This is a genomic window from Streptomyces griseobrunneus, assembly GCF_046713465.1.
Taxonomy (GTDB): Bacteria; Actinomycetota; Actinomycetes; order Streptomycetales; family Streptomycetaceae; genus Streptomyces; species Streptomyces microflavus.
Genome location: NZ_CP177080.1, coordinates 2331451 through 2357046 on the forward strand (window position 1 = coordinate 2331451; position 25596 = coordinate 2357046).

Sequence of the window (25596 nt, forward strand, 5' to 3'; positions counted from 1 at the left end):
CGTCGGTCGCTGTGCACGACGCGTCCATGTGGGTCCGCCCATGGTGGCGTCCGGGATAAGCCCCGGTGCGAAAGCACCGTCTCACAGCAACACCCCCGACGCCAATAGGGCGTTGTCGCATTCTTGAAAGGAAACCGCATGGCCATCGGAGCCGCGAGAGGCCCCAAGCCGCAGCCGCACAAGCCCCGCAGCCGGCACCGCACGGACGAGGCGGCAGAGTGGACCTACCTGCCCCCCGGAGGATGCACCGACCCCGTGCCCGATATGCCCAAGGGGCGTGAGTGGTCTGACGCAGAGCGCGAGCACTGGTCCGACCTGTGGACTGCACCCGTCGCAGCCGTCTACGAAGACGCGATGTCAGGTCTCGTCGCTGCTTACGTCATCGCTGTATCAGCGACGCTGACAGGCAGCCGCGTTTCAGCCCAACTGATAGGTGAGATGCGCCAGTTGGCCAACGACCTAATGCTTACGCCAGGTGCGTTGGCGCGGGGCCGGTACAAGGTGGGTGAGCCGCCCTCTGAGCGCATGGCGCAGGTGCACAGCCTGCCTGTGAGCGCATGAACAGCAGACGAGCAGCACGCGCGCAGCGTGCGGCCGACGAGGCACGAGGCGTGGACACACGCACGGGTGAGGTCTCGCCCTACTCGTGCCCGCCCGAGCTGCGTCGGTGCCTCGTACGGGAATGGCTGGAGGCTGACGAGGTCGCCGACGTGGAACGACATGGCATGAACTCGCTCGCCGTGATCCGAGCGTGGCGCCGCTGGCAGGCAGCGCGTCAGGCGTACGCGGCCCGTGCTGGCGAGCCTGAGTCTCAGGCGTGTGGTCCGATGGGCCGACCGACGCTCGGCTGATGATCGAACCCCCTCTGAGCTGCGACGATCCCATGATCACCCCAGGGGGGTGATCCCCTGACCTTGACCTTGAAGACCGTAAGAGTGCTGGTCCTCGCTCCGAAACTGGGACGCAGTTCCCCCTACGGGGCACCGCTTGGGCGGTCGCGCAGCGCCCTGAGAGCGCCCCTGAGGCCCCCAGGGCGGCTCTGACGTCATCCATCGCGGGTGCCGAACGATCAACCCGGAGACGCGAGTCGCCTTCGCCTCTTTGGTCAAGTCCTGGCAAAATGCGCAGGTCAGAGCGCTGAAAGTGGGACGCAGTCGGTAGACTGAACCCATGGATCGAACCTGCGGACACTGCGACCGGCCGATGCCGCTCATGTCACGCAGTCACGCGAAGGCGTGCTCCCCTCGATGCCGCAAGGCGATCTACAGAGCAGCCAGACGCGACGCACTCCCCGCTGAGCTGACGACCCGCGACAGGTGGGTTCGTCGGTCCGCGACGAAGGTCCCGCTGACGGTTGCCGGCATGGCGGCCTCGTCGACTGATCCGCGGACATGGAGCAGCTACCGCGAGGCGTCCAAGTCGACGGCCGGCGCGGGGCTCGGCTTCGTCCTTAACGGCGACGGCATCGTCTGCCTGGACCTGGACCATGCGATCTTGCCTGACGGCTACCTGACCACGTGGGCGGAGGACATCCTCCGCAAGGCGGGGCCCACGTACGCCGAAGTCTCCCCTTCCGGCCACGGCCTCCACATCTTCGGATTTGCCCACGTCCGACAGGGACGGCGGATCCGAAGAAGCGGCGGCTACGCCGTGGAGGTGTACGGCACCGGACGGTTCCTGACCGTCACCGGAGACCGATTCCGCGGCTCCCCGTCGGCGCTGGCCGACATTTCCGCGCTCGTCGACGAACTGACGTAGCGCCCCACTGACTTACGCCTCACCCCCTCGTCCTCGTCGACGTGGGGGCGTTCGGCATGCCCTGGAGGGCCCATGAACAACCCCCGAGACCACATCTGCGAACGAGACGGCTGCCGGTTCCATGTCGAATTGGTCCTCATCGCCGACATGCCCTTGCCGACCACCCACTGCGGCGACGCCTGTAGAGACCTTGAGTGGCTTCGCCGGGGCGTTGAGGCGATGGCGCAGACCCCGCGCACTCTGGCGATGGCTGCCGGCCTCCACGAAGTCGGGCGGATGCTGAACGCCCGTCGCGACCCCACCGACGTCGACCGCCTCCTGGACTTCCAGATCACGAGCGGCGGTGAGCTGCTGTGACCGACCTCGACATCGTCGGCGGAGCAGCGGTCGACGTCGTCCCCGTAATCCCGCAGTTCCACGCCAAGCTGAAGGCGTTGGTCCTCCCCATCGCCGACCGAGTAGGTTCGGAGGCGGGCGAGCGGATGGGCCAGGCCATGAGCCGGTCCCTCGCTCAGCACCTGACGATCAACATCCCCAGCGCGATCAACCGAGCCGGCCAGGCCGGACAGGCAGCGTCGCGACGTCAGGGTGACCAGAACGCCGGTGCCTTCGCCGGCTCCATGAAGCGGCATCTGCAAGCCGCCTTCAAGGCGATGCCCAAGCTCGAAATTGGAATCTCAGCGGTCGGGGCCGACGCCGAACTTGCACGGCTCCGTAGTCGGCTCGAACAGCTCTCCAATAAGCGTATAGGTGTCGACATCGACGCCATGGCCGCTCGCGCTGAAGTCGTGCGGCTGGAAAGGGAGTTGGAGCGTCTAGGCGCTCAGCATCCGAACGTTGCCGTGCGGGCCGATACCGCCGCAGCCCGTGCCGCTCTCGTCGCCATGCGCGACGAGATCGACGCCATCGACCGACGACGCATCGACGTCCCGGTGAAGATCGACACCTCGCAGGCGTCAGCCGCTTTGCTCGCACTCGGAATTCAGATGGGCGCAACGGCTGCGGTGCCTCTCGGGCCGATCATCGCCGCCGGTCTGGGTGCCGTCGTGACGATGGCCGCAGCCGCCGGCGCAGGAGTCGGCGCCCTGGCCCTGGCAGCCGTGCCAGCCATCAAGGGCGTCACAGAGGCTCTGACAGCCAAAACGGCAGCCGAGAAGGAATCGGCCAACGCCACCGACAAGAGCGCTCAGGTCGCCTCGCAGGCAGCCTCCAAGGCTCTCCAGATGGCTGGCGCGCAGGCCTCGTTGGCGTCAGCTCACCGCAACGCAGCCGCCAGCATCGCGCAGGCGAACCGGCAGATCGAAGTAGCCGAACGAGCCGTTGCCGACGCTGCCACCCGTGCCGCGGAGCAGCGGAAGTCGGCGGCTGACGGGGTCAAGCGCGCTGAGACGTCGCTGACGGACGCCAAGCGGACCGCCAGGCAGGCCGAGGATGACCTGACGCAGGCCCGTAAGACGGCAGCGCAGCAGCTCGCAGAGCTGGAGGACCGGCTCATTGACTCGGGACTCGCGCAGCGTGACGCCGCTCTACGGGTCACGGAGGCGCAGCAGGAGCTGGCCGCCACCATGGCGGACCCCAAGGCCACCGACTTGCAGCGGGCACAGTCGCAGCTCGCCTATGACCAGGCCGTCCGCAACGCGGATCGTCAGAAGGCGGACCTCAAGGCGCTCCAGGAGGCCGAGAAGAAGCAGCGCAAGGCCGGGGTTGAGGGCTCGGAAGCCGTCCAGGACGCTCAGGAGCGCCTTCGTGCGACGCAACGGGGCGTCACGGATGCCACCGACGCTCTCCGCCAGGCGCAGGACAGCCAGACGAAGGCAGCCGTCGCCGCCGCCCGATCCATCGCCGATGCTCAGGAGCGGGTGAGCGACGCGACCCGCAGCGCCGCGGAAGCCCAGGTGTCGGCCGCGGATCAGATCGCCAACGCTGAGCGTGGTCTCGCCTCCGCTCGCCTCTCATCGACGACGAGTACCGCGAAGGCCGTCACGAAGGCGGACGAGTACAAAGCGGCGCTGGAGAAGCTCACCGGTCCGCAGCGAGCACTGTTCGAGTCCATCGCCGGCCCGTCGGGACTGACGAAGGCGTTCAAGGCGTGGAGCAAGGAACTTCAGCCGGCCGTCTTGCCACTGTTCACGCGAGCCGTCGACGGTGCGAAGAACTCCCTGCCCGGTCTGACGCCGCTGGTTCTGGCTGCTGCTGACGGTATCGGCATTCTCCAGGACAAGGCGAGCAAGGAACTCGACTCCCCCTTCTGGGATGAGTTCAAGAAGGGCATCGCGGAGTCCGCGGAACCGGCAATCGTCGGTCTCGGTGTGGCGTTCGGCAACGTTCTCAAGGGCATCGCCGGAGTCATCGACGCGTTCCTTCCGCACATGGACGGGATCGCGGACCGTTCTGACAGCATCACCGAGCGATTCGCGCGTTGGGGGTCGAGTCTTAAGGGATCCCCGGAGTTCGAAAAGTTCCTGGACTACGTCAAGGAAACCGCACCTGGCGTTGGCGAATTCCTGGGCGACGTTCTGACGGCAGCCATCGACGTTTCGAAGGCCATCGCTCCGTTGTCGACAACCGTTATGGCAGTGATCGGCCCGGTATTCGAAGCCGTCTCGTGGCTGGCGCAGAACCACCCGGAACTGATCGTCGGTCTCTGGGGTATCTACGCCGCTCAGAAGGCGATTGCTATCGGCATGACGGCGTTCGCGGCAGCGATGTACGTCTATCAGTCGGTGATCCTGCTTTCGACGATCGCCACGGCGGGATTTGGAACCGTTCTCGCGGCAACGGGAATCGGCCCCATCATCCGGGCCATCGTGCTCGTCGTCGGTCTGCTCATTGCCGGCTTCACCCTGGCCTACCAGAACAGTGAGACCTTCCGCAAGATCGTCGACGGAGCGTGGGCGGGAATTCAGGCAGCCGTTGACTACGCCTGGAACCGCGTCATCAAGCCTGCTTTCAACGGCATCTGGACCGGAATGAAGGCCATCGGTGCCGCAGCCGTGTGGCTGTGGAGCTATCTGGGTCCCGTCTTCGGGTACATCTACGAGGGCGCAAAGCTGCTGGTGACAGGCGTCATCACCCTGTTCCTCCTGCCTGCCTACCTGGCGTTCAAGGCACTGGGCGCTATCGCGATGTGGCTCTGGGAAAAGGCGGTTGGCCCCGCCTTCAAGGAAATCGGGGCCGATGCTATGTGGCTCTGGACCACCGTGCTCAGTCCCGTATTCGGGTGGATCGGCACGGGCGCCAAGTGGCTCTACGCGAACTCTATTAAGCCAGCATTCAAGCACTCGAAGGAGTCGTTCGAGCAGCTCGCCAACGCCGGGAAGTGGTTGTGGCGGGAGATTCTGCAGCCGGTGTTCGGGTGGATTGGCAACGGAGCTGAACTTCTCTACACGAAGCACCTGAAGCCAGCGTTCAAGTGGATGCGCGACGGCATCAAGGCTGTTGCCGATTCCTTCGAGGACGCCAACTCGTTCATCGACGAGGCGTGGTCCAAGGTCGCCGACATCGCGAAAGAGCCTATCAAGGTCATCATCGACACGGTTTACAACGGTGGAATCCTCCCCGTTTGGAACGCCGTTGCCAAGATCACTGACGTCGATGATCTGAAGCCCCTACAGCTCGAAGGCTTCTACAACGGTGGCATCATGTCTGGCTATTCGCCCGGTCGCGACGATCGAGTGATTGCGGTGGGCGGCGGTGAAGCGATTCTCCGGCCGGAAGTTACTCGCGCTCTCGGCCACGATCCCATCAACACATGGAACGCAGCAGCCCGTTCCGGCGGCGTTGGAGCCGTTCAGCGAGCGATCTCCAACGGAATGCCTGCATTCGCGGACGGAGGCATCGTCGATAAGCTCTGGGGCGGCGTCAAGTCCGTCGGAAGTTCCATCATGGGCACCGCTGAGTTCCTTACCAACCCCGACAAGGTGTTCAACGCTGCGACGGGATGGGCCAAGGAACAGATGAAGGAGTTCGCCTCTTCCCGATGGGGTCAGATGGCGACGAAGATCCCCGTAGCGCTGCTGAAGAGCCTGAAGAACTCGCTGTTCGGTGGCGACGGCAACGGTACGTCAGCGACGGGCAGCGTCGGCAATGCCCTCATGTGGGCCCGCTCGCAGGCCGGCAAGCCCTACCAGTGGGGCGGGGCGGGCGATCCGTCGTTCGACTGCTCCGGCTTCATGTCGTCAATCCAGAAGGTCATCCTGGGGCAGATCCCGACCGGTCGTCTGTGGTCGACATTCAGCTTCCAGGGCGACAACGCTCCCGCAGGTTGGGTGCGCAACCTCCGCTCGCCCTTCCAGGTCGGCATCACCAACGCCGGAGTTGGCCACACAGCCGGCACCCTGGCGGGTGTGAACGTTGAGAGCCGCGGAGGCGACGGCGTGGTGGTCGGCAAGGGTGCGCGGGGGTGGAACGACTCCCTCTTCACGGACCACTACGGGTTCGCTCCTGCCATCGGCAAGAAGATCGCGGGATACGCCTCCGGCGGCTTCCCGCAGATCGGCGAGACGGCGTGGGTCGGCGAACGCGGACCGGAGCTGCTGGAGTTCCTCACTCCGACGAAGGTGCACAGCAACAGCGACTCCACGGCGATGGCTCGTGCGACGCAGAGCATCCCCGGGCGAGGTAGCAGCGACTCCGCGACAGTGCCCAACGTGATCGTCAAGAACTACATCGACGGTCAGGAAGTGGCTGGCTTCGTGGATAGCCGCATCGACCACAACAACGAGGTGGTAGCCCAAGGTCTCGCGACCGGCCGGATCCTCTGACGCACAGAAGCACACACGGGCCGCCTCCGTCGACATGAGGGAGGCGGCCGATGTATTCCCCAACTGCCCCTGGAGCGGCCCGACACGGGCCCCCAGGGGCCTCCTACTTGAGAGGCAGAACACCATGAGCTTCGCCGACCCCTCCAAGAGTCAGCCCGTCATCTGCCCGCAGTGCAGCACCGAAGTCCCGCAGGTCCCGGGCCGCGGAAAGGTCAAGCGTTACTGCAACCCGTCGCACGGGCGCACCTGGCGGACGCGCATGCGGTCGGCCGGCTGGCTGTGACGTCAACCGGCCGCGTGGTTGACGGGAGCAGTGACGCCACGTCATCGTCGTAGAACATTGCGCAACTGCTCCAACGAGGGAGACGTCATGGCGTTACATTTCATCGCGAAGGACCCGAACACCGGCGGGGAGAACTGCCCCACGGTCTGGGTAGACCATGAGCGGGAGCGGATCGTGGTCCAAGGGTGGAACTCCGACGCGGAGACGCTGACGGAGTGCCTCGCCACGGGGCATATCCCCGACACTGAAAGCGTCGTCGAAGTGCCGTTCCGCATGGTCGAGGTGTTGAGGGAGGCATGCGATGCCGCAGAGCGTGCCCACCTTCGCGGAGCTACTGGCTGAGACCAGTGGATCCGCGGTGCACCTGGAGACCCGTGACGTCTACGCCGTGGCGGAGGAGGACGCGGACTTCGCGAACTTCCGGGCAGGCAAGGGCTACGACCTGGACGACCGGAAGTCGTGGTGGACACCGTTCCATCAGCTCGTGTCCGAAGGCGTCGCCCGGGGTGTCAGCGTGCGTCGCGTGCGGGTGGTGTCGGAGCCGGTCACCGAGTACATCAGGTACGAGCACTCCATCACTCCGCAGAACCTTGCGGCCGGTGAGGACGTTCGCTGGTTGCCGCGCAGTCAGGCGTCTGACCTCCTACTCCCCGGAAATGATCTCTGGATCTTCGACAACCGCGCGGTGAAGTTCGGCATCTTCACCGGTGATGGCGGGTTGGTAGGTCATGAGATGACCTACGATCCCCGCATCGTCGGCCAGGTCGCGGATGCCGTGGCGGCCGTCTGGGAGCGAGCCGTCCCACACAAGGAGTTCCAGGTCTAACCGTGTCTGTATCCCCGTCAGCCCGCATTCAAGAGGCCCGCGAACGTGTCGCCGCGCGATTACGGGAGCTGCGTCTCGACGCTGGGCTGACGGGGCAGGACATCGCCGTTCGGTCCGGCTGGCAAAAGTCGAAGGTGAGCCGGATCCAAGGTGGTGTCAGCGCGCCCTCTGACGACGACATCCGGGCATGGTGTCAGGCGTGCGGAGCGGAGGATCAGGCGGACGACATCATCGCTGCGTCCCGCGACGCCAACACGATGTACACGGAGTGGCGCCGGATTCAGCGGACGGGACTGAAGCGCGTCCAGGAGTCGCGCATCCCGATCCATGAGCGCACGACCTACATGCGCGTCTACTCGTCCAGCGTCATCCCGGGCATGCTCCAGACACAGGAGTACGCACAGGCGCTCCTTCACGACATCGCGCGGTTCCACGGCACCCCCGACGATTCACATGCAGCGGCCGACGCTCGGGTGGCCCGGTCGCGGATCCTCCGCCGGCCCGGTAAGACGTTCCTCTTCGTCGTTGAAGAAGCCGCGCTCCGTCGGAGGGTCGGCACGGCGGAGACCATGGCCGCACAGCTAGGAAACCTCCTGACGCTGTCGACCGTGCCCTCCGTGCGACTCGGCATCATTCCGGCGTCAGCGGACGCCATGTGGCCGCTGGAAACCTTCACGCTGTACGACGAGGAAGCCGTCTACGTGGAGCTACTGACGGCGGCAATGACCATCACCGCCCCGACGGAGGTCGGGCAGTACCTGGCAGCGCATGGCGAGATGGAGAGCGCGGCCCTCTTCGGGCATGAGGCATACCGGGTGATCGCTGCTTGCATCTCCGCCCTCGTTTGAGGTCGCGTAGAACTCCGTAGAACTTCGCAGAACCATCGGTGCTCAGGCACCTAGCGTTGTCTCGTCAGCCCCCAGCGGAGGTGCCTCGATGAGCAACCACCTGCAAGGCCCGGTAACCCTGACGAGCCCCTTACCGGAGCGACCACGGGCCGCCACCGGTTGCGACATCTGCGCAGCACTGCTCAAGCAGTGGGGGCAGGCGACGGAGGTGGGCAGCCCCGCCTACGACCCGTCGCACGCAACCGACCTCTCCGTGGAGATCAGGCGCCACCCGCACACCGAGCGGAGGCGGTCAGCGTGACGCGCGCCATCGTGCGGCATGTCCCGCACACCATCAGGCAGCACCCGGACACCAAGGTCATCTACGACGCCGGCTGTCAGCGATGCGCGTGGACCGCCGTGCCGTCGACAGACACGGCCGTGGTCGACGAACAGTGCCTGGTCCACGCAGGCGCCAGCAACCACCGCGTGTTCCGCCGGACCGTCAGCTCCTCAGCCTTCGTAGTCCGCGAGGGTGAGGCCGCCGACCCGCCAGCGGCAACCACATAGACCGCGCGTCCGCTGCTCGTCACAGCCAGGGCGCGCGAGGAGCGGTGGGGGCCCGGTCGACATACCGCCCCCACCGCTCCAACCCCCGAGCCCCGTCTCCCACCCCCAGGGAGGCGGGGTTTTGTGGTGTTCAGGACGACGCGAGCTATGTACTCACGCCTTTGCCATCGAGCCCTCGATGGAGGTGAACATGGCGTCGGTGCGGTTGGGCAGCCCGGATTCACGGACGACCCGCACGGCGTCGGCGACGTACTCCCCGACGTCCTCACCCACACCGAGCGGGGAGACCGAGAACGCGACGATCATGCGCTGACCGTGCCTTCGCGGCGGGCGCGGGCGGCGATGACGCCGTCGGCCTCGTACTGCTTCAGGAGCTTGTCGCCGTAGAGGCCGCCGAAGGGGATGACGGCGAGGAGGAAGAAGAGCGCGACACGCTTGAGGGGCCACTTGGCCTTGATCCAGACGTCCAGCAGGAACACGACGTAGATCGTGAAGAGGACGCCGTGGATCATGCCGAGGGGCGGCATCAGGAAGTCGATGTCCGAGACCCGCATGAGCAGCGAGCCGAAAATGAGGAGCGCCGGGAAGGAGAGCGCCTCGGGAAGCGAGATGAGGCGCAGCCGGTGCAGGGCGGAAGCGGTCTTGATGTCCACGAGGGCACCTTCGGTGGGAGGGGCGTGTGGGCTTGTGAACCCAGGCACAAGCCGCCCCTATTGTGGCATCGCACCGGCCCGCCCCCGGCGCCGGGGCTCGTCCCGTCCGCGGCTGCGCGTATCGCCGCATATCAGGGCCGGTCCGGGTACGCATCAGGGGAGCATCAGGGGCGTAACGGTTCCGTAGGACCTGGCCGGGGCGCGGGACGGGCGGCTACCTTCGTCGCGTGGCGATGTTCCGACTCCAAGGCAGCAAGACGCTCGCCGTCGATCTGACGGGCGATGGCGTCAAGGCGAAGAACGGTTCGATGGTCGCGTACGACGGCCGGATGACCTTCAAGAAGTTGTCCGGCGGCGGTGAGGGGCTCCGCGGGATGGTGACCCGCCGGCTGACCGGCGAACAGATGACGGTGATGGAGGTGTCCGGGCAGGGCACCTGCTACTTCGCCGACCGCGCGAGCGAGATCAACCTGGTCGCGCTGCACGGCGACAAGCTGCACGTGGAGGCGAGCAATCTGCTGGCCACCGACGCCGGGCTGCGCACGGGGACGACGTTCACCGGGCTGCGCGGCGGGGCGAGCGGCAACGGCCTGTTCACCACCACGGTGGAGGGCACCGGGCAGGCGGCGATCATGTCGGACGGCGCGGCGGTGCTGCTGCGGGTGACCCCGCAGTACCCGCTGATGGTCGACCCGGGCGCGTACATCGCCCACCAGGGCAACCTCCAGCAGCACTTCCAGGCCGGGGTGAACTTCCGGACGCTGATGGGCGAGGGCTCGGGCGAGGCGTTCCAGATCCGCTTCGAGGGCGACGGCCTGGTCTACGTACAGCCGAGCGAGCGCAACACCGTCGGGGGCGATGTCTGATGCCGTTCCGGGAGATCAACTCCAAGATGATCGAGGCCACGGTGGCCCCGGGCCAGAAGCTGTTCAGCCAGCGCGGCGCGATGCTGGCCTACCGGGGCGAGGTCTCCTTCACCCCGAACATCCAGGGCGGCCAGGGCGGCTTCGCCTCGATGATCGGCCGCCGGGTGACGGGTGAGGCGACACCGCTGATGACGGTGGAGGGCTCGGGCACGGTGATGTTCGGCCACGGCGGCCACCACATCCAGGTGATCAACCTGGCCGGCGACACCCTGTACGTGGAGGCCGACCGCCTCCTCGCCTTCGACGGGACCCTCCAGCAGGGCACGATGTTCATGGGCTCGCAGGGCGGCGTGATGGGCATGGTGCGCGGTCAGGTGACCGGCCAGGGCCTCTTCACCACCACCCTCAAGGGGCACGGCGCGGTGGCGGTGATGGCGCACGGCGGGGTGATCGAGCTGCCGATCACCCCGGGCCGGGACGTCCATGTGGACCCGCAGGCGTACGTCGCCCACCACGGCGAGGTCCGCAACAAGCTCTCCACCGCGGTCGGCTGGCGGGACATGGTGGGTCGCGGCTCCGGCGAGGCGTTCCAGCTGGAGCTGAGCGGGAGCGGCGCGGTGTACGTCCAGGCCTCGGAGGAGAAGCTGTGAGCACGCCCGTGATCTTCGATCCGATGACGCTGCCGTCGGACGACAACGTCAACCCCTACACCTTCTGCGTGGAGCTCAAGGGGAGCCGGTGGTTCCTGCAGAAGGGCAAGATGATCGCCTACTACGGGCAGATCAACTTCGACGGCATCGGGAACGGCCGGTTCGACCGGCTGGTGCGTACGAGCTTCCATTCGCCGCTGCACGCCGGCGACTGGGTGGTGGCCGAGGGCAGCGGGAAGATGCTGCTCGCGGACCGGGCCTTCGATGTGAACTCCTTCGACCTGGAGAACGGGAACCTGACGATCCGCTCGGGGAACCTGCTGGCGTACGAGCCGACCCTGGCGCTGAAGCAGTCGATCGTGCCCGGGTTCGTGACGCTGATCGGTACGGGGAAGTTCGTGGCCGCGTCGAACGGTCCCGTGGTCTTCATGGAGCCGCCGCTGCGGGTCGACCCGCAGGCGCTGGTGGGCTGGGCGGACTGCCCCTCGCCGTGCCACCACTACGACCACGGGTACATGACGGGCGTGATGGGCGGAATCCGGTCGCTGACGGGGATCGGCGGGACGTCGGGCGAGGAGCACCAGTTCGAGTTCGTGGGGGCGGGCACGGTGCTGCTCCAGTCCAGCGAAGCCCTGAGGGCGGAGCAGGCGACGGGCGCGGTGCCGAACGAGCCGGGAGTCCCGGGCGGCGGGTCCGCGCCGGGCGGTGGGGGCACACCGCGCATGCCCGGCCAGCTGGGGGACCTCCAGCGTCGCTTCGGCTTGTGAGCGGTAGGCTGCGGAGTGTGACGTCGAACGTCTGCGCCCAGCCGTCGGCCCTTGCCAAGGGGCCCGCCGATACTCCGGTGGACCCGGAGTGCCCGTCGTCACACCCGTTAGTTTCGTCCGGATTTCAACTTCTTAGGTAGAATCCATATATGGAGACCGAGACGGCCACCCGCTGGCTGAGCGACACGGAGCAGTGCGCCTGGCGCACCCACCTGGACGTCAGCAGGCTGCTGATGCACCAGCTGGAGAAGGACCTCCAGCCGTTCGGCCTGACCATGAACGACTACGAGATCCTGGTCAACCTCTCCGAATCCGACGAGCAGCGGATGCGGATGAGCGACCTCGCCGCCGCCACCCTGCAGTCCAAGAGCCGGCTCTCGCACCAGATCACCCGGATGGAGACCGCGGGCCTGGTCCGCCGCACCCACTGCGAGTCGGACCGGCGGGGACTGTACGCGGTCCTCACCGAGCTGGGCGCCGAGACCATGCGCAAGGTCGCCCCGCGCCACGTCGAATCGGTGCGCAACCACTTCATGGACCTGCTCTCCCCCGAGGCACTCGCGGAGCTGCACGCGGCGCTGACGCCGATCGCGGAGCACCTGCGGGGGCGGCGCGGGAAGCCGTAACGTCCGTCCGTCCGTGCGCGTTAGACCGGTGCCGGGGCTGTGGCGGCACCGGTCTTCGCGTTCGCGGCCCGGGTCCCGGTACTTCAGGCCGCGCGGGGCAGCCACAGCCGGAAGACCGCGCCGCCCTCCGGGGCCCGGTGCACCGTGAGCGTCCCGCCGTGGCGCGCGGCCACGTCCCGGGCGATGGCGAGGCCTAGACCCGCACCGCCGTCGTCGCGGCTGCGGGCGTCGTCCAGCCGGACGAACCGTTCGAAGATCCGTTCCCGCTCGTCCTCGGGAACGCCCGCCCCGTCGTCGCGGACCTCCACGCGCACCCCGCGGCCGTCCGCCGCCACGGAGACGGCGACGAGCCCCTCGGCGTGCCGCTGGGCGTTGTCCAGCAGGTTGCCGACCACCCGGACCAGCTGCCCGCGCGACCCGCTCACCTCGTACGCCGCACCCTCGGCCACCTCCACCGTCACCGGGATCCGGTCCCCGGTCCGCTGGGACACCTCCTCGCGGACGAGCGCCCCCGCCTCGATCCGCGCGGTCCCCGGCTTCTCCCCCGCGTCCAGCCGGGCCAGCAGCAGCAGGTCCGCCGCAAGCACCTGGAGGCGTACCGTGTCGGCGACCGCGCCCGGGAGGTCGAGCAGCTCGGGGTGGGCCTCGGCCACCTCAAGCTGGGTGCGGAGCGAGGCGATCGGGGAGCGCAGCTCGTGCGAGGCGTCCGCGACGAACCGCCGCTGCCGCTCCACGGAGGCCTCCAGGACGGTGAGCGTCTCGTTGGTCGTCCGGGCGAGGCGGGCGATCTCATCGCGCGAATCGGGCTCCGGGACGCGGCGGGCCAGGTCCTCGGAGGCGGTGATCGCGGCCATCTCACGGCGGATGCCCTCGACGGGCCGCAGCGCGCGCCGGGTCACCAGCCAGGTCACCCCGGCGACGACGGCCAGGAGGAGCGGCAGTCCGGTCAGCATGGCTCCGCGTACGGTGTTCACCGCCTCCTGCTCGGCGGCGAGCGGGGCGCCCGCGTGGACGGTCAGGGTGATTCCGGCGGAGGTGGTCGCTTCGACGGCGGCGAACCGGTAGTCGGCCTTCCTGCCGTCCACGGTGGCGGTGCCGTCGGAGAAGTCCGGGTCGTCGGAGGAGACCTCACCGCGCCCGGGCCGCCCGCTGCCGCCCCCGTCATCGTCATCGTCGTCGCCGTCGCCGTCGTCATCGTCGTCGCCGGGCGAAGGGGTGGCACCGACCGAGGCGGAGGGTACGGGGCTGACGCCGGCCGAGCCGGTCCCGGAGATGGCGCGCAGCCCCTGGGACACGAAGACGACCCGCCCCTCCTCGTCGGTCACCTGGACCGGATGGTCCTCCTCGTCGTCCAGGTCCAGATCGGCGTAGGCGGTGTCGAGGGCGAGCTGCCCGGCCACCTCCCGGGCGGCGACCTCCGCCTGGAGGTCGGCCTGGTCGATCAGGTTGGTCCGCAGGACGGAGAGCACGGCGAGCCCGGCGGCGACCAGGGCGACGGCGACGACCAGGGTGGCGCCGATGGCGGCCCTGGCCCGGACGGACCTCATCCCGCCTCCAGCCGGTAGCCGGCGCCACGCACCGTACGGATGGAGGAGGCGCCCAGCTTGCGGCGCAGGGTGGAGATGTAGACCTCGACGATGTTCGGGTCGCCGTCGTAGGCGAAGTCCCAGACGTGCTCCAGGATCTCGGCCTTGCTGACCACCTGCCCGGCGCGCAGGGCGAGTTGCTCCAGCACGGCGAACTCCTTGGCGGTGAGGGCGCACTCGTCCTCACCGCGGTGGACGCGGCGGGCGGCGGTGTCGATACGGAGGGTGCCGACGGTCAGGACGGGCGCGGCGGTCCCGGCCCCTCGGCGGCGCAGCAGGGCGCGCACCCGGGCGACGAGGACGACGTAGCTGAAGGGCTTGGTGAGGTAGTCGTCCGCGCCTGTGTCGAGCCCCTCGGCCTCGTCGTACTCGCCGTCCTTGGCGGTCAGCATGAGGATCGGCACCTCGTGTCCGGCGGCGCGCAGGGCACCGCAGACCCGGTAGCCGTTCATGCCGGGCAGCATGATGTCGAGGATCACCAGGTCGTAGCCGCCCCCGCTCGCCCGGTGGAGCCCTTCGAGCCCGTCGTGCACGACATCCACGGCGAAGCCCTCGGCGGTGAGTCCCCGGGCGAGGGACACCGCGAGACGCTTCTCGTCCTCCACGATCAACAGGCGCATGCGCACAGCCTCGCAAACTCCACCTGAAGACGCCTTCAGGTGGCTTCAGGCTGCGTTCAGCATCAGGTCGGCAGTGTGGAACCCGTCGAACAGCACAGCAGCTCTCGGGGAGGAACCTCATGAAGCGCAACGTCACCATCGCAGCGATCACCGCGGCCGTTCTCATCAGCGGCACGGCCGCCGCCACCGTCGCCTTCGCGGACGACGACGGCGACCGCCGGACCGGCACGACGGCCCAGCAGCCGACGACCGGCGCGGAGCGCTCGGACGACCGGGACGACGACCGCGACGACCGCTCCGACGACGCCGAGGAGACCACGCGGACGGCCGGCGGCAAGGACACCCGCATCACCCTCGACCAGGCGGTGGCAGCGGCCCTGAAGAGCGCCCCCGGCACGGTCACCGAGGCGGGGCTGGACGACGACGACGACCACAACGGCCGCACGGTCTGGGAGCTGGACGTCCACGGCTCCGACAAGAAGTGGCACGACATCACGGTGGACGCCACCACCGGCAAGGTCCTGAAGACCCGCGAGGACGACGACAACGACGACCACGACCGCAACGCGCCCCGCTCCTCCACCGTCTCCCTGAACCAGGCGGCGGAGGCGGCCCTGAAGACAGCGCCGGGCAGCATCACGTCGATCGACCTGGACGACGACGATGACGATGACGACGGCCGCCGGGGCAACGTCCTGCACTGGGATGTCGACATCGCGGGCAAGGACGGCAAGCAGCACGAACTCCACGTCGACGCCAAGACCGGCACGGTCACGGTGGACCGGGACGACGACGGCGACGACCGGAACGACAGCGCGGACGACCGCGACGACCGCGACGGCGACGACGACTGACCACCCGCCGCTCGGCACCCCGAGGAAGCACGGCCCCGTACCGCAGTAGCGGTACGGGGCCGTTCCGCGCCCCGCCCCATCCAAGGCGCGGGGGAGGCAGAATGAAGCCCCTCGTAGGCCCGCTCCGCCGGCGGTCGGGAGCGTCGGAAGTGGGCGACCTCATGGACGGCGGCCCGCTATGACCTCCCACCACAGCATCTTCATCCACCCCGGTGTCCCCGGTGAGACGCTGGCAGCGGACGTGGCGACGGCTTCCGGTGGCCGGCTGCTCCCGGTCGCCCGTGGGCCGGTGGACTACAGCGCGGACCTCGGTGGCACGGGGCTCGAACTCGAGTTGAGCCACGACTACGAGGAAGACCAGGGCATCCCGTTCGACCGATACCAAGTCATGGTCACCCTGCGGGACTTCGGGGGCGACAAGGGCCGGGAGCGAGCCACGGCCGAACAGGTCTTCAACCGGCTGGCGGATCTGCGGCGTTACTGGCCGGCCCTTGTCTTCGACCTCCAGGCCGTCATCGCTACCGCCGCTCCTCCGAAGCGAGAAGCGTTCCCTCCTCCCCCTTCAGGAGTCACAGATGAGCTACGCCCTGGTCGTCGCCCGTGTACGGCGACGGGGAATGCGTCCTGTCAGCCATTTCCTGGTCCAGGAAGAAGGAGCTGTTGGACGCACTCATCCTCTTGGCACGGAAGCACGGCCTTCTGACGTACGACCCTCAGAAAGAGGAAGTGCACAGGTAGCCGCCCGCCAGGCCAGGCACACGGCTTCTCCGGCTCGCCCCGGAAGCCCCTCACCCCTCCCCCGTCACCCCCGCCACCAGCTCGTCCGCCGCCGCGTACGGGTCGAGGCTCCCCGCCACGATCCGCTCCGCCAAGGCGTGCAGGCGGCGGTCGCCCCGTAGGTCGGCGATCCTCTCGCGCAGGGTCGTGACCGCGATCGTCTCGACCTCGTGGGAGGCGCGGGCCGTGCGGCGTTCGGCGAGGACGCCGTGCTCCTCCATCCAGGCGCGGTGCTTCTCCAGGGCCTCCACGACCTCGTCTATGCCCTCGCCCCGGGCGGCGACCGTCTTCACGATCGGGGGGCGCCAGTCGCCGGGGCCGCGGGACTGGCCCAGGCCCAGCATGTGGTTCAGCTCGCGGGCGGTGGCGTCGGCGCCGTCGCGGTCGGCCTTGTTGACCACGTAGACGTCGCCGATCTCCAGGATTCCGGCCTTGGCCGCCTGGATGCCGTCGCCCATGCCGGGGGCGAGCAGCACCACGGAGGTGTCGGCCTGGGAGGCGATCTCCACCTCGGACTGGCCGACGCCGACCGTCTCGACCAGGATCACGTCGCAGCCCGCCGCGTCCAGCACCCGGATCGCCTGCGGGGCGGACCAGGCGAGGCCGCCGAGGTGGCCCCGGGTGGCCATGGAGCGGATGTAGACGCCGGGGTCGGAGGCGTGGTCCGCCATCCGGATCCGGTCGCCGAGCAGCGCACCGCCGGAGAACGGCGAGGACGGGTCGACGGCGAGGACGCCGACCCGCTTGCCCGCCCGGCGGTAGGCGGAGACCAGGGCGGAGGTGGAGGTGGACTTGCCCACGCCCGGCGAGCCCGTCAGGCCGACGACGTACGCATGACCCGCCAGCGGCGCCAGTGCGGCCATCACCTCGCGCAGCTGCGGGGACGCCCCCTCCACCAGCGAGATCAGCCGGGCCACCGCACGCGGCCTGCCTGCTCGCGCCTGCTCGACCAGCGTGGGGACGTCCACGTCCACGTTCACCGCTCCGTTCGCCTTGCCTCGTCTACGTACGGTGTTACTTGCCCGGGACGCGGATGATCAACGCGTCGCCCTGGCCGCCGCCGCCGCACAGCGCCGCCGCGCCCGTGCCGCCGCCGCGCCGCTTCAGCTCCAGGGCCAGGTGCAGGACGACCCGGGCGCCGGACATCCCGATCGGGTGACCGAGCGCGATGGCGCCGCCGTTGACGTTGACCTTGTCCGGGGTGACGCCGAGGTCCTTCATGGACTGTACGGCGACGGCGGCGAACGCCTCGTTGATCTCGATCAGGTCGAGGTCCTCGACGCTCAGGCCGTCCTTCTTCAGGGCGTGCCGGATGGCGCTGGAGGGCTGGGACTGGAGGGAGTTGTCGGGGCCCGCGACGTTTCCGTGGGCGCCGATCTCGGCGATCCAGTCCAGGCCCAGCTCCTGCGCCTTGGCCTTGCTCATGACGACGACCGCGGCGGCCCCGTCGGAGATCTGCGAGGAGGTGCCCGCGGTGATCGTGCCGTCCTTGGCGAAGGCGGGGCGCAGCTTGCCGAGGGACTCGACCGTGGTCTCGGGGCGGATGCCCTCGTCCTGGGAGAAGAGGACCGGGTCGCCCTTGCGCTGCGGGATCTCGACCGGGGTGATCTCGGCCTCGAAGAGACCGTTCTTCCGGGCGGCGGCGGCCCGCTGGTGGGAGAGGGCGCCGATCTCGTCCTGGGCGAGGCGGTCGAGGCCGAGGCGGCTGTTGTGCTTCTCGGTGGACTCGCCCATGGGGATGTTCTCGTACGCGTCGGTGAGACCGTCGTGCGCCATCGAGTCGAGCATCTCGATCGCGCCGTACTTGTAGCCCTCGCGGGACTTGGGCAGCAGGTGCGGGGCGTTGGTCATCGACTCCTGGCCGCCCGCGACCACGACGTCGAACTCACCGGCACGGATGAGCTGGTCGGCCAGGGCGATGGCGTCGAGCCCGGAGAGACACACCTTGTTGATGGTGAGCGCGGGCACGTTCATGGGGATGCCGGCCTTGACGGCGGCCTGGCGGGCGGGGATCTGGCCCGCTCCGGCCTGGAGCACCTGGCCCATGATCACGTACTGCACCTGGTCGCCGCCGATACCGGCCCGGTCCAGGGCCGCCTTGATCGCGACCCCGCCGAGATCGGCCGCGGAGAAGCTCTTCAGGGAGCCGAGGAGACGGCCCATGGGCGTCCGGGCGCCCGCGACGATCACTGACGTGGTGGTACCGGTCGTTGCTGGCATGGGCACGGCCCCTTGGGATCGGATGTGAACGAGGGTTTACCTGAATGTACTGAGCGGTACCGCGCCCGTCATCCGGCTGCCGGTGTGACGGCGCGCACGTTGTGTAACCGTGGCGGGAGCGGTGGAGCGAAGCCATGCTGAATCCATGCTGACGCGTATCGACCACATCGGGATCGCCTGTTTCGACCTGGACAAGACGGTGGAGTTCTACCGTGCCACGTACGGATTCGAGGTGTTCCACAGCGAGATCAACGAGGAGCAGGGCGTCCGGGAGGCCATGCTCAAGATCAACGAGACCTCGGACGGCGGCGCTTCGTACCTCCAGCTCCTGGAGCCGACCCGGGAGGATTCGGCCGTCGGCAAGTGGCTGGCAAAGAATGGGGAGGGCGTCCACCACATCGCCTTCGGTACGGCGGATGTGGACGGGGACGCCGCGGACATCCGCGAGAAGGGCGTCCGTGTGCTGTACGACGAGCCCAGGACGGGTTCGATGGGGTCCCGGATCACGTTCCTGCACCCCAAGGACTGCCACGGCGTCCTCACCGAACTGGTCACGAGCAGCCCGGAGCACTGACCCGGCGGATACCCGGCCCGGTAGAGTGGGCGGTTCCGGGCCGGGGCCGGGTCGGGGCCGTACCGCGTCCTCGTCATTTGTCTGTCACCATTCCCCGGGGGACCGCTCACCGGCGAGGGATACTCGTGCGGAGAGTTGCGACCAGGGTTGGGGTCTCCCCTGCTCGAACAAAGTTGAGAGCTCGGGGAAGGATGGGACCGCGCAGTGCGGGGCTACGAAAGCCAGGAGAGCCACCGAGCTGAAGACGACCATCTCTCGCGGTTCGAAGCCGAGATGGACCGGCTGAAGACCGACCGGGAGAAGGCCGTCCAGCACGCCGAGGACCTCGGTTACCAGGTCGAGGTCTTGCGCGCCAAACTGCACGAGGCGCGGCGCAGTCTGGCGACCCGTCCCGCCTACGACAGCGCGGACATGGGCTACCAGGCCGAACAGCTCCTGCGGAACGCGCAGATCCAGGCCGAGCAGCTGCGCAGCGACGCCGAGCGTGAGCTGCGCGAGGCACGTGCCCAGACGCAGCGCATCCTCCAGGAGCACGCCGAGCACCAGGCGCGCCTGCAGGCGGAGTTGCACAACGAGGCCGTCCAGCGCAGGCAGCAGCTCGACCAGGAGCTGGCCGAGCGCCGGCAGACCGTCGAGTCGCACGTCAACGAGAACGTCGCCTGGGCCGAACAGCTGCGGGCCCGCACCGAGTCGCAGGCCCGCCGGCTGCTGGACGAGTCCCGCGCCGAGGCCGAGCAGGCGCTCGCCGCAGCGCGGTCCGAGACCGCCCGGCTGGCCGAGGAGACCCGGCAGCGCGTCGGCTCGGAGGCCGAGGCGGCCAGGTCCGAAGCCGAAGCGATTTTGCTGCGCGCCCGCAAGGACGCCGAGCGCCTGCTGGGCGCCGCCTCCGCGCAGGCCCAGGAGGCGACCAGCCACGCGGAGCAGCTGCGCTCCAGCACCACCGCGGAGACCTCGCAGACCCGCCAGCAGACGGCCGAGCTGAACCGGGCCGCCGAGCAGCGGCTCCAGGAGGCCGAGACCCGGCTGCGGGAGTCCCGCCTGGAGGCCGAGAAGGTCCTCACCGAGGCGAAGGACGCGGCCGCCAAGCGGCTGGCCGGCGCAGAGTCGCAGAACGAGCAGCGCACCCGTACGGCCAAGTCGGAGATCGCCCGGCTGGTCGGCGAGGCCACCAAGAGCGCCGAGGCGCTCAAGGAGGAGGCAGAGCAGGCCCTCGTCGACGCCCGCGCCGAGGCCGAACGGCTGGTCGCGGAGGCGGCGGAGAAGGCTCGTACGGCGGCCGCCGAGGACGCCGCGGCCCAGCTCGCCAAGGCCGCCCGCAGCGCCGAGGAGGTCCTCACCAAGGCCTCCGAGGACGCCCGGTCGACCACCAGGGCCGCGAGCGAGGAGGCCGACCGGATCCGCCGCGAGGCGGAGGCCGAGGCGGACCGGCTGCGCGGCGAGGCCGCCGAGCAGGCCGACGAGCTCAAGGGTGCGGCCAAGGACGACACCAAGGAGTACCGGGCCAAGACGGTCGAGCTCCAGGAGGAGGCCCGCCGGCTCCGCGGCGAGGCCGAGCAGCTGCGCTCCGAGGCGGTCGCCGAGGGCGAGCGGATCCGGGGCGAGGCCCGCCGCGAGGCGGTCCAGCAGCTGGAGGAGGGCGCCCGTACCGCCGAGGAGCTGCTGACGAAGGCGCGCTCCGACGCGGACGAGCTGCGCACCAAGGCGAACGGCGAGAGCGAGCGCATCCGCGCCGAGGCCGCCGAGCGTGCTGCCACCCTGCGCAAGCAGGCCGAGGAGACACTGGAGCGCACCCGCGCCGAGGCCGAGAAGCTGCGGGCCGAGGCCGAGGAGCAGGCGGCGGCCACCACCGCCGAGGCCGAGCGGGGAGCGGCCGGGCTGCGCGAGGAGACCGAGCGCGCGGTCGCCGCCCGGCAGGCCGAGGCGGCCGACGAGCTGAACCGGCTGCACACCGAGGCCGAGACCCGGCTCACCGCCGCCGAGGAGGCGCTGGGAGAGGCGCGTACGGAGGCGGAGCGGATCCGCCGCGAGACGAACGAGGAGGCGGAGCGGCAGCGGGCCGAGGCCGCCGAGCGCGTACGCGCGGTGACCGAGCAGGCCGGCGCGGAGGCCGAGCTGCTGCGCGACGAGGCCGCGGCGGACGCCTCACGCTCCCGGGCCGAGGGCGAGGCCATCGCCGTACGGCTGCGCACGGAGGCGGCCACCGAGGCCGAGCGGCTCAAGTCCGAGGCGCAGGAGAGCGCCGACCGTGTGCGGGCCGAGGCCGCGGCCGCCGCCGAGCGGGTCGGTGCCGAGGCCGCCGAGGCGCTGGACGCCGCCCGGGAGGAGGCCACACGCCGCCGCCGGGAGGCCGAGGAGATCCTCGGCGCGGCCCGTACCGAGGCCGGGCAGGAGCGCGAGCGGGCCCGCGAGCGGAGCGAGGAGCTGCTGGCCTCCGCCCGCAAGCGGGTGGAGGAGGCGCAGGCCGAGGCCCAGCGGCTGGTCGAGGAGGCGGACGCCCGGGCGACCGAGCTGGTCTCGGCGGCCGAGCAGACCGCGCAGCAGGTGCGGGACTCCGTCGCCGGTCTCCACGAGCAGGCCGAGGAGGAGATCTCCGGGCTGCGCTCGACGGCGGAGCATGTCGCGGAGCGCACCCGTACCGAGGCGCAGGAGGAGGCGGACCGGGTCCGCGCCGACGCCCACGCCGAGCGGGAGCGGGCCTCCGAGGACGCGGTCCGCCTACGGCGGGAGGCGAACGAGGAGTCGGCCCGTCTGCGGCAGGAGGCCCACGAGGAGACCGAGGCCGCGAAGGCGCTGGCCGAGCGGACGGTCTCCGACGCGATCACCGAGTCGGAGCGGCTGCGCGCGGACACCTCGGAGTACAGCCAGCGGGTGCGTACGGAGGCGTCCGACGCCCTCACGTCGGCGGAGCAGGACGCGTCGAAGGCCCGGGCCGAGGCCCGGCAGGACGCCAACCGGATCCGTTCGGAGGCGGCGGCCCAGTCGGACCGGCTCATGGCCGAGTCGACGACCGAGAGCGAGCGCATCCGCAACGAGGCCTCGCAGGCGTCCGAGCAGCTCGTCGTCGAGGCCACCACGGAGGCCAACCGGCGCCGCAAGGAGTCGACCGAGCAGGCCGACCGGCTGCTGGCCGAGGCGGGCGAGGAGGCCGAGCGGCTGCGTACCGAAGCGGCCGAGCGGCTGGGCTCCGCGCAGGAGCACGCCGCCCGCACCCGCGAGGAGGCCGAACGGCTGCGCGCGGACGCGGAGTCGGCGGCCGAGGAACTGCGCTCCGAGGCCCGCCAGGAGGCCGACCGGTTGCTGGACGAGGCGCGCGAGGCGGCGTCCAAGCGCCGGGCGGACGCGGCGGAGCAGGCGGACCAGCTCATCAACAAAGCGCGGGAAGAGGCGCTGCGTACGGCCACCGAGGCCGAGGGGCAGGCCGACACCATGGTCGGCGCGGCCCGCAAGGAGGTCCAGCGGATCACCTCGGAGGCGACCGTCGAGGGCAACACCCTGGTGGAGCGCGCCCGTACCGACGCCGACGAGCTGCTGGTCGGCGCCCGTCGCGACGCGACCCAGATCCGGGAGCGGGCCGAGGAGCTGCGGGCCCGGCTGGAGAGCGAGATCGAGCAGCTCCACGAGCGGGCCCGCCGCGAGACGTCCGAGCAGATGAAGACCGCCGGCGAGCGCGTCGACAACCTGATGAAGGCGGCGACCGAGCAGCGCGACGAGGCCGAGGCGAAGGCCAAGGAGCTGCTGGCGGAGGCCAATTCGGAGGCGAGCAAGGTCCGGATCGCCGCGGTGAAACGGGCCGAGTCGCTGCTCAAGGAGGCCGAGACCAAGAAGGCCGGGCTGATCCGCGAGGCGGAGAAGCTGCGGGCCGACGCGGCGGCCGAGGCCGAGAAGACGGTCTCCGAGGGCAAGCGCGAGCTGGATGTCCTGGTGCGCAGGCGCGAGGACATCAATACGGAGATCTCCCGTGTCCAGGACGTGCTGGAGGCGTTGGAATCTTTCGAGACGCCGACCGGGGGCGGGAAACCGGCGGGCGGACCGGCGGGCGGCGGCAAGGCACCCGCCGCTGCGGGGACGCGATCGGGAGGCAAGTCGTCGGAGAGGTAGTGGTCGTACGGGGGAGACGGCGGGCCACGGGGGAAGAGGCAGGCGCACGGGGGCGCGTGCTTCGTCATGGACATTCAACCCTTCGAGTGGCAAGCACTCCGGGGGTCAGCCACTCAAAAGGGGTGTCATTCTCCAGATCAAACCGGCATCTACACGTTGACACGCCGCTATGGCCCCTAGGATTCCCCCTATCACCTCACCGGTCTCATTCGACAGGAACCCCATGAGTGACCCTTCCTCCCCCTTCGGCTTCGAGCACGTGCGACGTGGTTACGACCGCGGTCAGGTGGATGACCGCATTGCCAAGCTGATCGCGGACCGTGACAGTGCCCTGGCCCGAATCACCTCTCTGGAAAAGCGCATCGAGGAGCTGCACCTCGAAACGCAGAACGCCCAAGCCCAGGTGAACGACGCCGAGCCGTCGTACGCCGGGCTCGGTGCCCGTGTCGAGAAGATTCTCCGCCTCGCCGAGGAGGAGGCCAAGGACCTGCGTGAGGAGGCCCGCCGCGCCGCCGAGCAGCACCGCGAGCTGGCCGAGTCGGCCGCCCAGCAGGTGCGCAACGACGCGGAGTCCTTCGCCGCCGAGCGCAAGTCGAAGGCCGAGGACGAGGGCGTCCGCATCGTCGAGAAGGCGCAGGGCGAGGCGAACACGCTGCGCACCGACGCCCAGAAGGACGCCCAGCAGAAGCGCGAGGAGGCGGACGCCCTCTTCGAGGAGACCCGCGCCAAGGCCGCGCAGGCCGCCGCCGACTTCGAGACGAACCTCGCCAAGCGGCGCGAGCAGTCGGAGCGCGACCTCGCGTCCCGTCAGGCCAAGGCCGAGAAGCGCCTCGCCGAGATCGAGCACCGCGCCGAGCAGCTCCGCCTGGAGGCCGAGAAGCTCCGTACGGACGCCGAGCGCCGGGCCCGCCAGACGGTGGAGACCGCGCAGCGCCAGGCCGAGGACATCGTGGCCGACGCCAACGCCAAGGCCGACCGGATCCGCAGCGAGTCGGAGCGCGAGCTGGCGGCGCTCACCAACCGCCGCGACTCGATCAACGCGCAGCTGACCAACGTCCGCGAGATGCTGGCGACGCTGACCGGTGCCGCGGTGGCCGCCGCCGGCTCCCCGGTGGACGACGAGCCCGCCCAGCGCGGTGTTCCGGCCCAGCAGACCCGCTGACCCCCGGAGCGGTTCCTTCCGCGCGCCCGGTTCCGCCTTTGTGGTGGCGCCGGGCGCGCGGTCGTTCTAGCGTGTGCGCATGATCGAGCTCGAGGGACTGACCAAACGATTCGGCAGCAAGGTTGCCGTCGACCATCTGACGTGCAAGGTCAGACCGGGCATGGTGACCGGTTTTCTGGGCCCCAACGGGGCGGGCAAGTCCACCACCATGCGCATGATGCTCGATCTGGACAACCCGACCAGCGGTACGGTGCGCATCGACGGCAAGCCGTACCACGAACTGCAGGAACCGCTGAAGTACATCGGGGCGCTGCTCGACGCCAAGTCGATGAACGGCGGGCGCAGTGCGTACAACAACCTGCTCTGCCTGGCGCAGAGCAATCGCATCCCGAGCAGCCGGGTCGACGAGGTGCTCGACACCGTCGGTCTGAGCGCGGTCGCGAAGAAGAAGTCCAAGGGCTTCTCCCTCGGTATGGGCCAGCGCCTCGGTATCGCCTCCGCGCTGCTGGGCGATCCCGAGATCCTGATGTTCGACGAGCCGGTCAACGGTCTCGACCCCGAGGGCATCCACTGGATCCGCAACCTGATGAAGGCGCTCGCCGCCGAGGGGCGGACCATCTTCGTCTCCTCGCACCTGATGAGCGAAATGGCGCTGACCGCCGACCATTTGATCGTGATCGGCCAGGGCAAGCTGCTCGCCGACACCTCCATGGCCGACTTCATCCATGAGAACTCGCGCAGTTATGTACGGCTGCGCTCACCGCAGCAGGAACGGCTGCGGGACGTGCTGCACGAGGAGGGCTTCACCGCCGTCGAGACGGACAGCGGGACCCTGGAGATCGACGGGGCCACCACCGAGGAGCTCGGCGAACTGGCGGCCCGTCACCAGCTGGTGCTGCACGAGCTGAGCTCGCAGCGGGCCTCCCTGGAGGAAGCGTTCATGCAGATGACGGCCGGCTCCGTGGAGTACCACGCCCACTCCGGACCGGGCGAGGCCGAACCCCCGCCGCCTGCGACGACGGCCGGGGCGGGCTGGGGCGAAGGCTGGAACAAGCCGGGCTCCGTCGCCGCCCCCGGGTCCATCGACGGCACCGAGAACAAGGGGGCCTGACGACG

General features: G+C 69.4%; 23 protein-coding genes and 1 pseudogene. 18 read left to right on the plus strand and 6 right to left on the minus strand.

The features are described from left to right. The first annotated feature begins 138 nt into the window (after window positions 1-138). From ACK8N7_RS10155 to ACK8N7_RS10195, 9 genes are all read left to right on the plus strand, one after another. The gene (locus ACK8N7_RS10155) at window positions 139-561 is read left to right on the plus strand and encodes a phage terminase small subunit (protein WP_457810823.1); all 423 of its coding nucleotides are present in this window, start codon (window positions 139-141) and stop codon (window positions 559-561) included. Between the two features lie 801 nt (window positions 562-1362). Continuing rightward, window positions 1363-1758, plus strand: a complete 396-nt coding sequence (locus ACK8N7_RS10160; protein ID WP_403209850.1) for a hypothetical protein — start codon at window positions 1363-1365, stop codon at window positions 1756-1758. Between the two features lie 72 nt (window positions 1759-1830). Next, window positions 1831-2115, plus strand: coding sequence for a hypothetical protein (locus ACK8N7_RS10165; protein ID WP_403209848.1), 285 nt, complete (start codon window positions 1831-1833; stop codon window positions 2113-2115). Further along, window positions 2112-6521 carry a peptidoglycan DD-metalloendopeptidase family protein gene (locus ACK8N7_RS10170; RefSeq protein WP_500441963.1) on the plus strand — a complete coding sequence of 1470 codons (4410 nt, stop codon included), beginning with the start codon at window positions 2112-2114 and terminating at the stop codon, window positions 6519-6521. The genes ACK8N7_RS10165 and ACK8N7_RS10170 overlap by 4 nt, the downstream gene beginning before the upstream one ends. 124 nt (window positions 6522-6645) lie before the next feature. Continuing rightward, window positions 6646-6804, plus strand: a complete 159-nt coding sequence (locus ACK8N7_RS10175) for a hypothetical protein (protein WP_403209844.1) — start codon at window positions 6646-6648, stop codon at window positions 6802-6804. 87 nt (window positions 6805-6891) lie between these two features. Further along, window positions 6892-7146, plus strand: a complete 255-nt coding sequence (locus tag ACK8N7_RS10180) for a hypothetical protein (RefSeq protein ID WP_403209842.1) — start codon at window positions 6892-6894, stop codon at window positions 7144-7146. Beyond that, complete coding sequence (locus ACK8N7_RS10185; protein ID WP_403209840.1) at window positions 7106-7630, plus strand: DUF6879 family protein; 525 nt, start codon at window positions 7106-7108, stop codon at window positions 7628-7630. The genes ACK8N7_RS10180 and ACK8N7_RS10185 overlap by 41 nt, the downstream gene beginning before the upstream one ends. A gap of 2 nt (window positions 7631-7632) precedes the next feature. Next, window positions 7633-8478: a helix-turn-helix domain-containing protein gene (locus ACK8N7_RS10190; RefSeq protein WP_403209838.1), complete on the plus strand. Its 846-nt coding sequence runs from the start codon at window positions 7633-7635 to the stop codon at window positions 8476-8478. A 297-nt stretch (window positions 8479-8775) separates the two neighbouring features. Further along, complete coding sequence (locus ACK8N7_RS10195) at window positions 8776-9027, plus strand: DUF7848 domain-containing protein (protein ID WP_403209836.1); 252 nt, start codon at window positions 8776-8778, stop codon at window positions 9025-9027. A 171-nt stretch (window positions 9028-9198) separates the two neighbouring features. Here ACK8N7_RS10195 and ACK8N7_RS10200 read toward each other — a convergent pair. Both ACK8N7_RS10200 and ACK8N7_RS10205 read right to left on the minus strand, forming a co-directional pair. Next, window positions 9199-9333: pseudogene (locus ACK8N7_RS10200) on the minus strand (thiamine-binding protein); the annotation flags it as partial. Continuing rightward, on the minus strand, window positions 9330-9680 hold the full coding sequence (locus ACK8N7_RS10205) for a DUF3817 domain-containing protein (protein ID WP_403209834.1): 351 nt from the start codon (window positions 9678-9680) through the stop codon (window positions 9330-9332). The gene ACK8N7_RS10205 and the pseudogene ACK8N7_RS10200, both read right to left, overlap by 4 nt. A gap of 233 nt (window positions 9681-9913) precedes the next feature. Here ACK8N7_RS10205 and ACK8N7_RS10210 point away from each other — a divergent pair, with 233 nt between their 5' ends. From ACK8N7_RS10210 to ACK8N7_RS10225, 4 genes are all read left to right on the plus strand, one after another. Then, entirely contained in the window at window positions 9914-10546 is a 633-nt protein-coding gene (locus ACK8N7_RS10210; protein WP_403210078.1) for an AIM24 family protein, read from the plus strand. Further along, window positions 10546-11196 carry an AIM24 family protein gene (locus ACK8N7_RS10215; RefSeq protein ID WP_403209832.1) on the plus strand — a complete coding sequence of 217 codons (651 nt, stop codon included), beginning with the start codon at window positions 10546-10548 and terminating at the stop codon, window positions 11194-11196. The genes ACK8N7_RS10210 and ACK8N7_RS10215 overlap by 1 nt, the downstream gene beginning before the upstream one ends. Then, window positions 11193-11963, plus strand: coding sequence for an AIM24 family protein (locus ACK8N7_RS10220; RefSeq protein WP_403209830.1), 771 nt, complete (start codon window positions 11193-11195; stop codon window positions 11961-11963). The genes ACK8N7_RS10215 and ACK8N7_RS10220 overlap by 4 nt, the downstream gene beginning before the upstream one ends. Window positions 11964-12112: 149 nt before the next feature. Then, entirely contained in the window at window positions 12113-12589 is a 477-nt protein-coding gene (locus tag ACK8N7_RS10225; RefSeq protein ID WP_403209828.1) for a MarR family winged helix-turn-helix transcriptional regulator, read from the plus strand. Window positions 12590-12672: 83 nt separating this feature from the next. Here the strand turns inward: ACK8N7_RS10225 and ACK8N7_RS10230 are convergent, their stop codons facing one another. Both ACK8N7_RS10230 and ACK8N7_RS10235 read right to left on the minus strand, forming a co-directional pair. Further along, the gene (locus tag ACK8N7_RS10230; RefSeq protein ID WP_500441968.1) at window positions 12673-14136 is read right to left on the minus strand and encodes a sensor histidine kinase; all 1464 of its coding nucleotides are present in this window, start codon (window positions 14134-14136) and stop codon (window positions 12673-12675) included. Next, a complete protein-coding gene (locus ACK8N7_RS10235; RefSeq protein ID WP_403209824.1) occupies window positions 14133-14795 on the minus strand; it encodes a response regulator transcription factor in 663 nt (220 codons plus the stop codon). The genes ACK8N7_RS10230 and ACK8N7_RS10235 overlap by 4 nt, the downstream gene beginning before the upstream one ends. Window positions 14796-14914: 119 nt before the next feature. Between ACK8N7_RS10235 and ACK8N7_RS10240 the strand changes: the two genes are divergently transcribed. Next, window positions 14915-15649 carry a PepSY domain-containing protein gene (locus tag ACK8N7_RS10240; RefSeq protein ID WP_403209822.1) on the plus strand — a complete coding sequence of 245 codons (735 nt, stop codon included), beginning with the start codon at window positions 14915-14917 and terminating at the stop codon, window positions 15647-15649. Between the two features lie 788 nt (window positions 15650-16437). Here ACK8N7_RS10240 and meaB read toward each other — a convergent pair. Together meaB and ACK8N7_RS10250 are read right to left on the minus strand one after the other, a co-directional pair. Further along, complete coding sequence (gene meaB / locus ACK8N7_RS10245) at window positions 16438-17406, minus strand: methylmalonyl Co-A mutase-associated GTPase MeaB (RefSeq protein WP_403209820.1); 969 nt, start codon at window positions 17404-17406, stop codon at window positions 16438-16440. Between the two features lie 34 nt (window positions 17407-17440). Next, on the minus strand, window positions 17441-18616 hold the full coding sequence (locus tag ACK8N7_RS10250) for an acetyl-CoA C-acetyltransferase (RefSeq protein WP_403210076.1): 1176 nt from the start codon (window positions 18614-18616) through the stop codon (window positions 17441-17443). A 175-nt stretch (window positions 18617-18791) separates the two neighbouring features. Here ACK8N7_RS10250 and mce point away from each other — a divergent pair, with 175 nt between their 5' ends. The 4 genes from mce to ACK8N7_RS10270 all read left to right on the plus strand — a co-directional run bounded on the left by mce (window position 18792) and on the right by ACK8N7_RS10270 (window position 25591). Beyond that, entirely contained in the window at window positions 18792-19220 is a 429-nt protein-coding gene (mce, locus tag ACK8N7_RS10255) for a methylmalonyl-CoA epimerase (protein WP_015611400.1), read from the plus strand. Between the two features lie 204 nt (window positions 19221-19424). Beyond that, window positions 19425-23318, plus strand: coding sequence for a polarized growth protein Scy (scy, locus tag ACK8N7_RS10260; RefSeq protein ID WP_403209818.1), 3894 nt, complete (start codon window positions 19425-19427; stop codon window positions 23316-23318). A gap of 223 nt (window positions 23319-23541) precedes the next feature. Next, window positions 23542-24480, plus strand: coding sequence for a coiled-coil domain-containing protein (locus tag ACK8N7_RS10265; RefSeq protein WP_015611398.1), 939 nt, complete (start codon window positions 23542-23544; stop codon window positions 24478-24480). Between the two features lie 79 nt (window positions 24481-24559). Next, window positions 24560-25591, plus strand: a complete 1032-nt coding sequence (locus tag ACK8N7_RS10270; protein WP_403209816.1) for an ABC transporter ATP-binding protein — start codon at window positions 24560-24562, stop codon at window positions 25589-25591. Window positions 25592-25596: the final 5 nt, after the last annotated feature.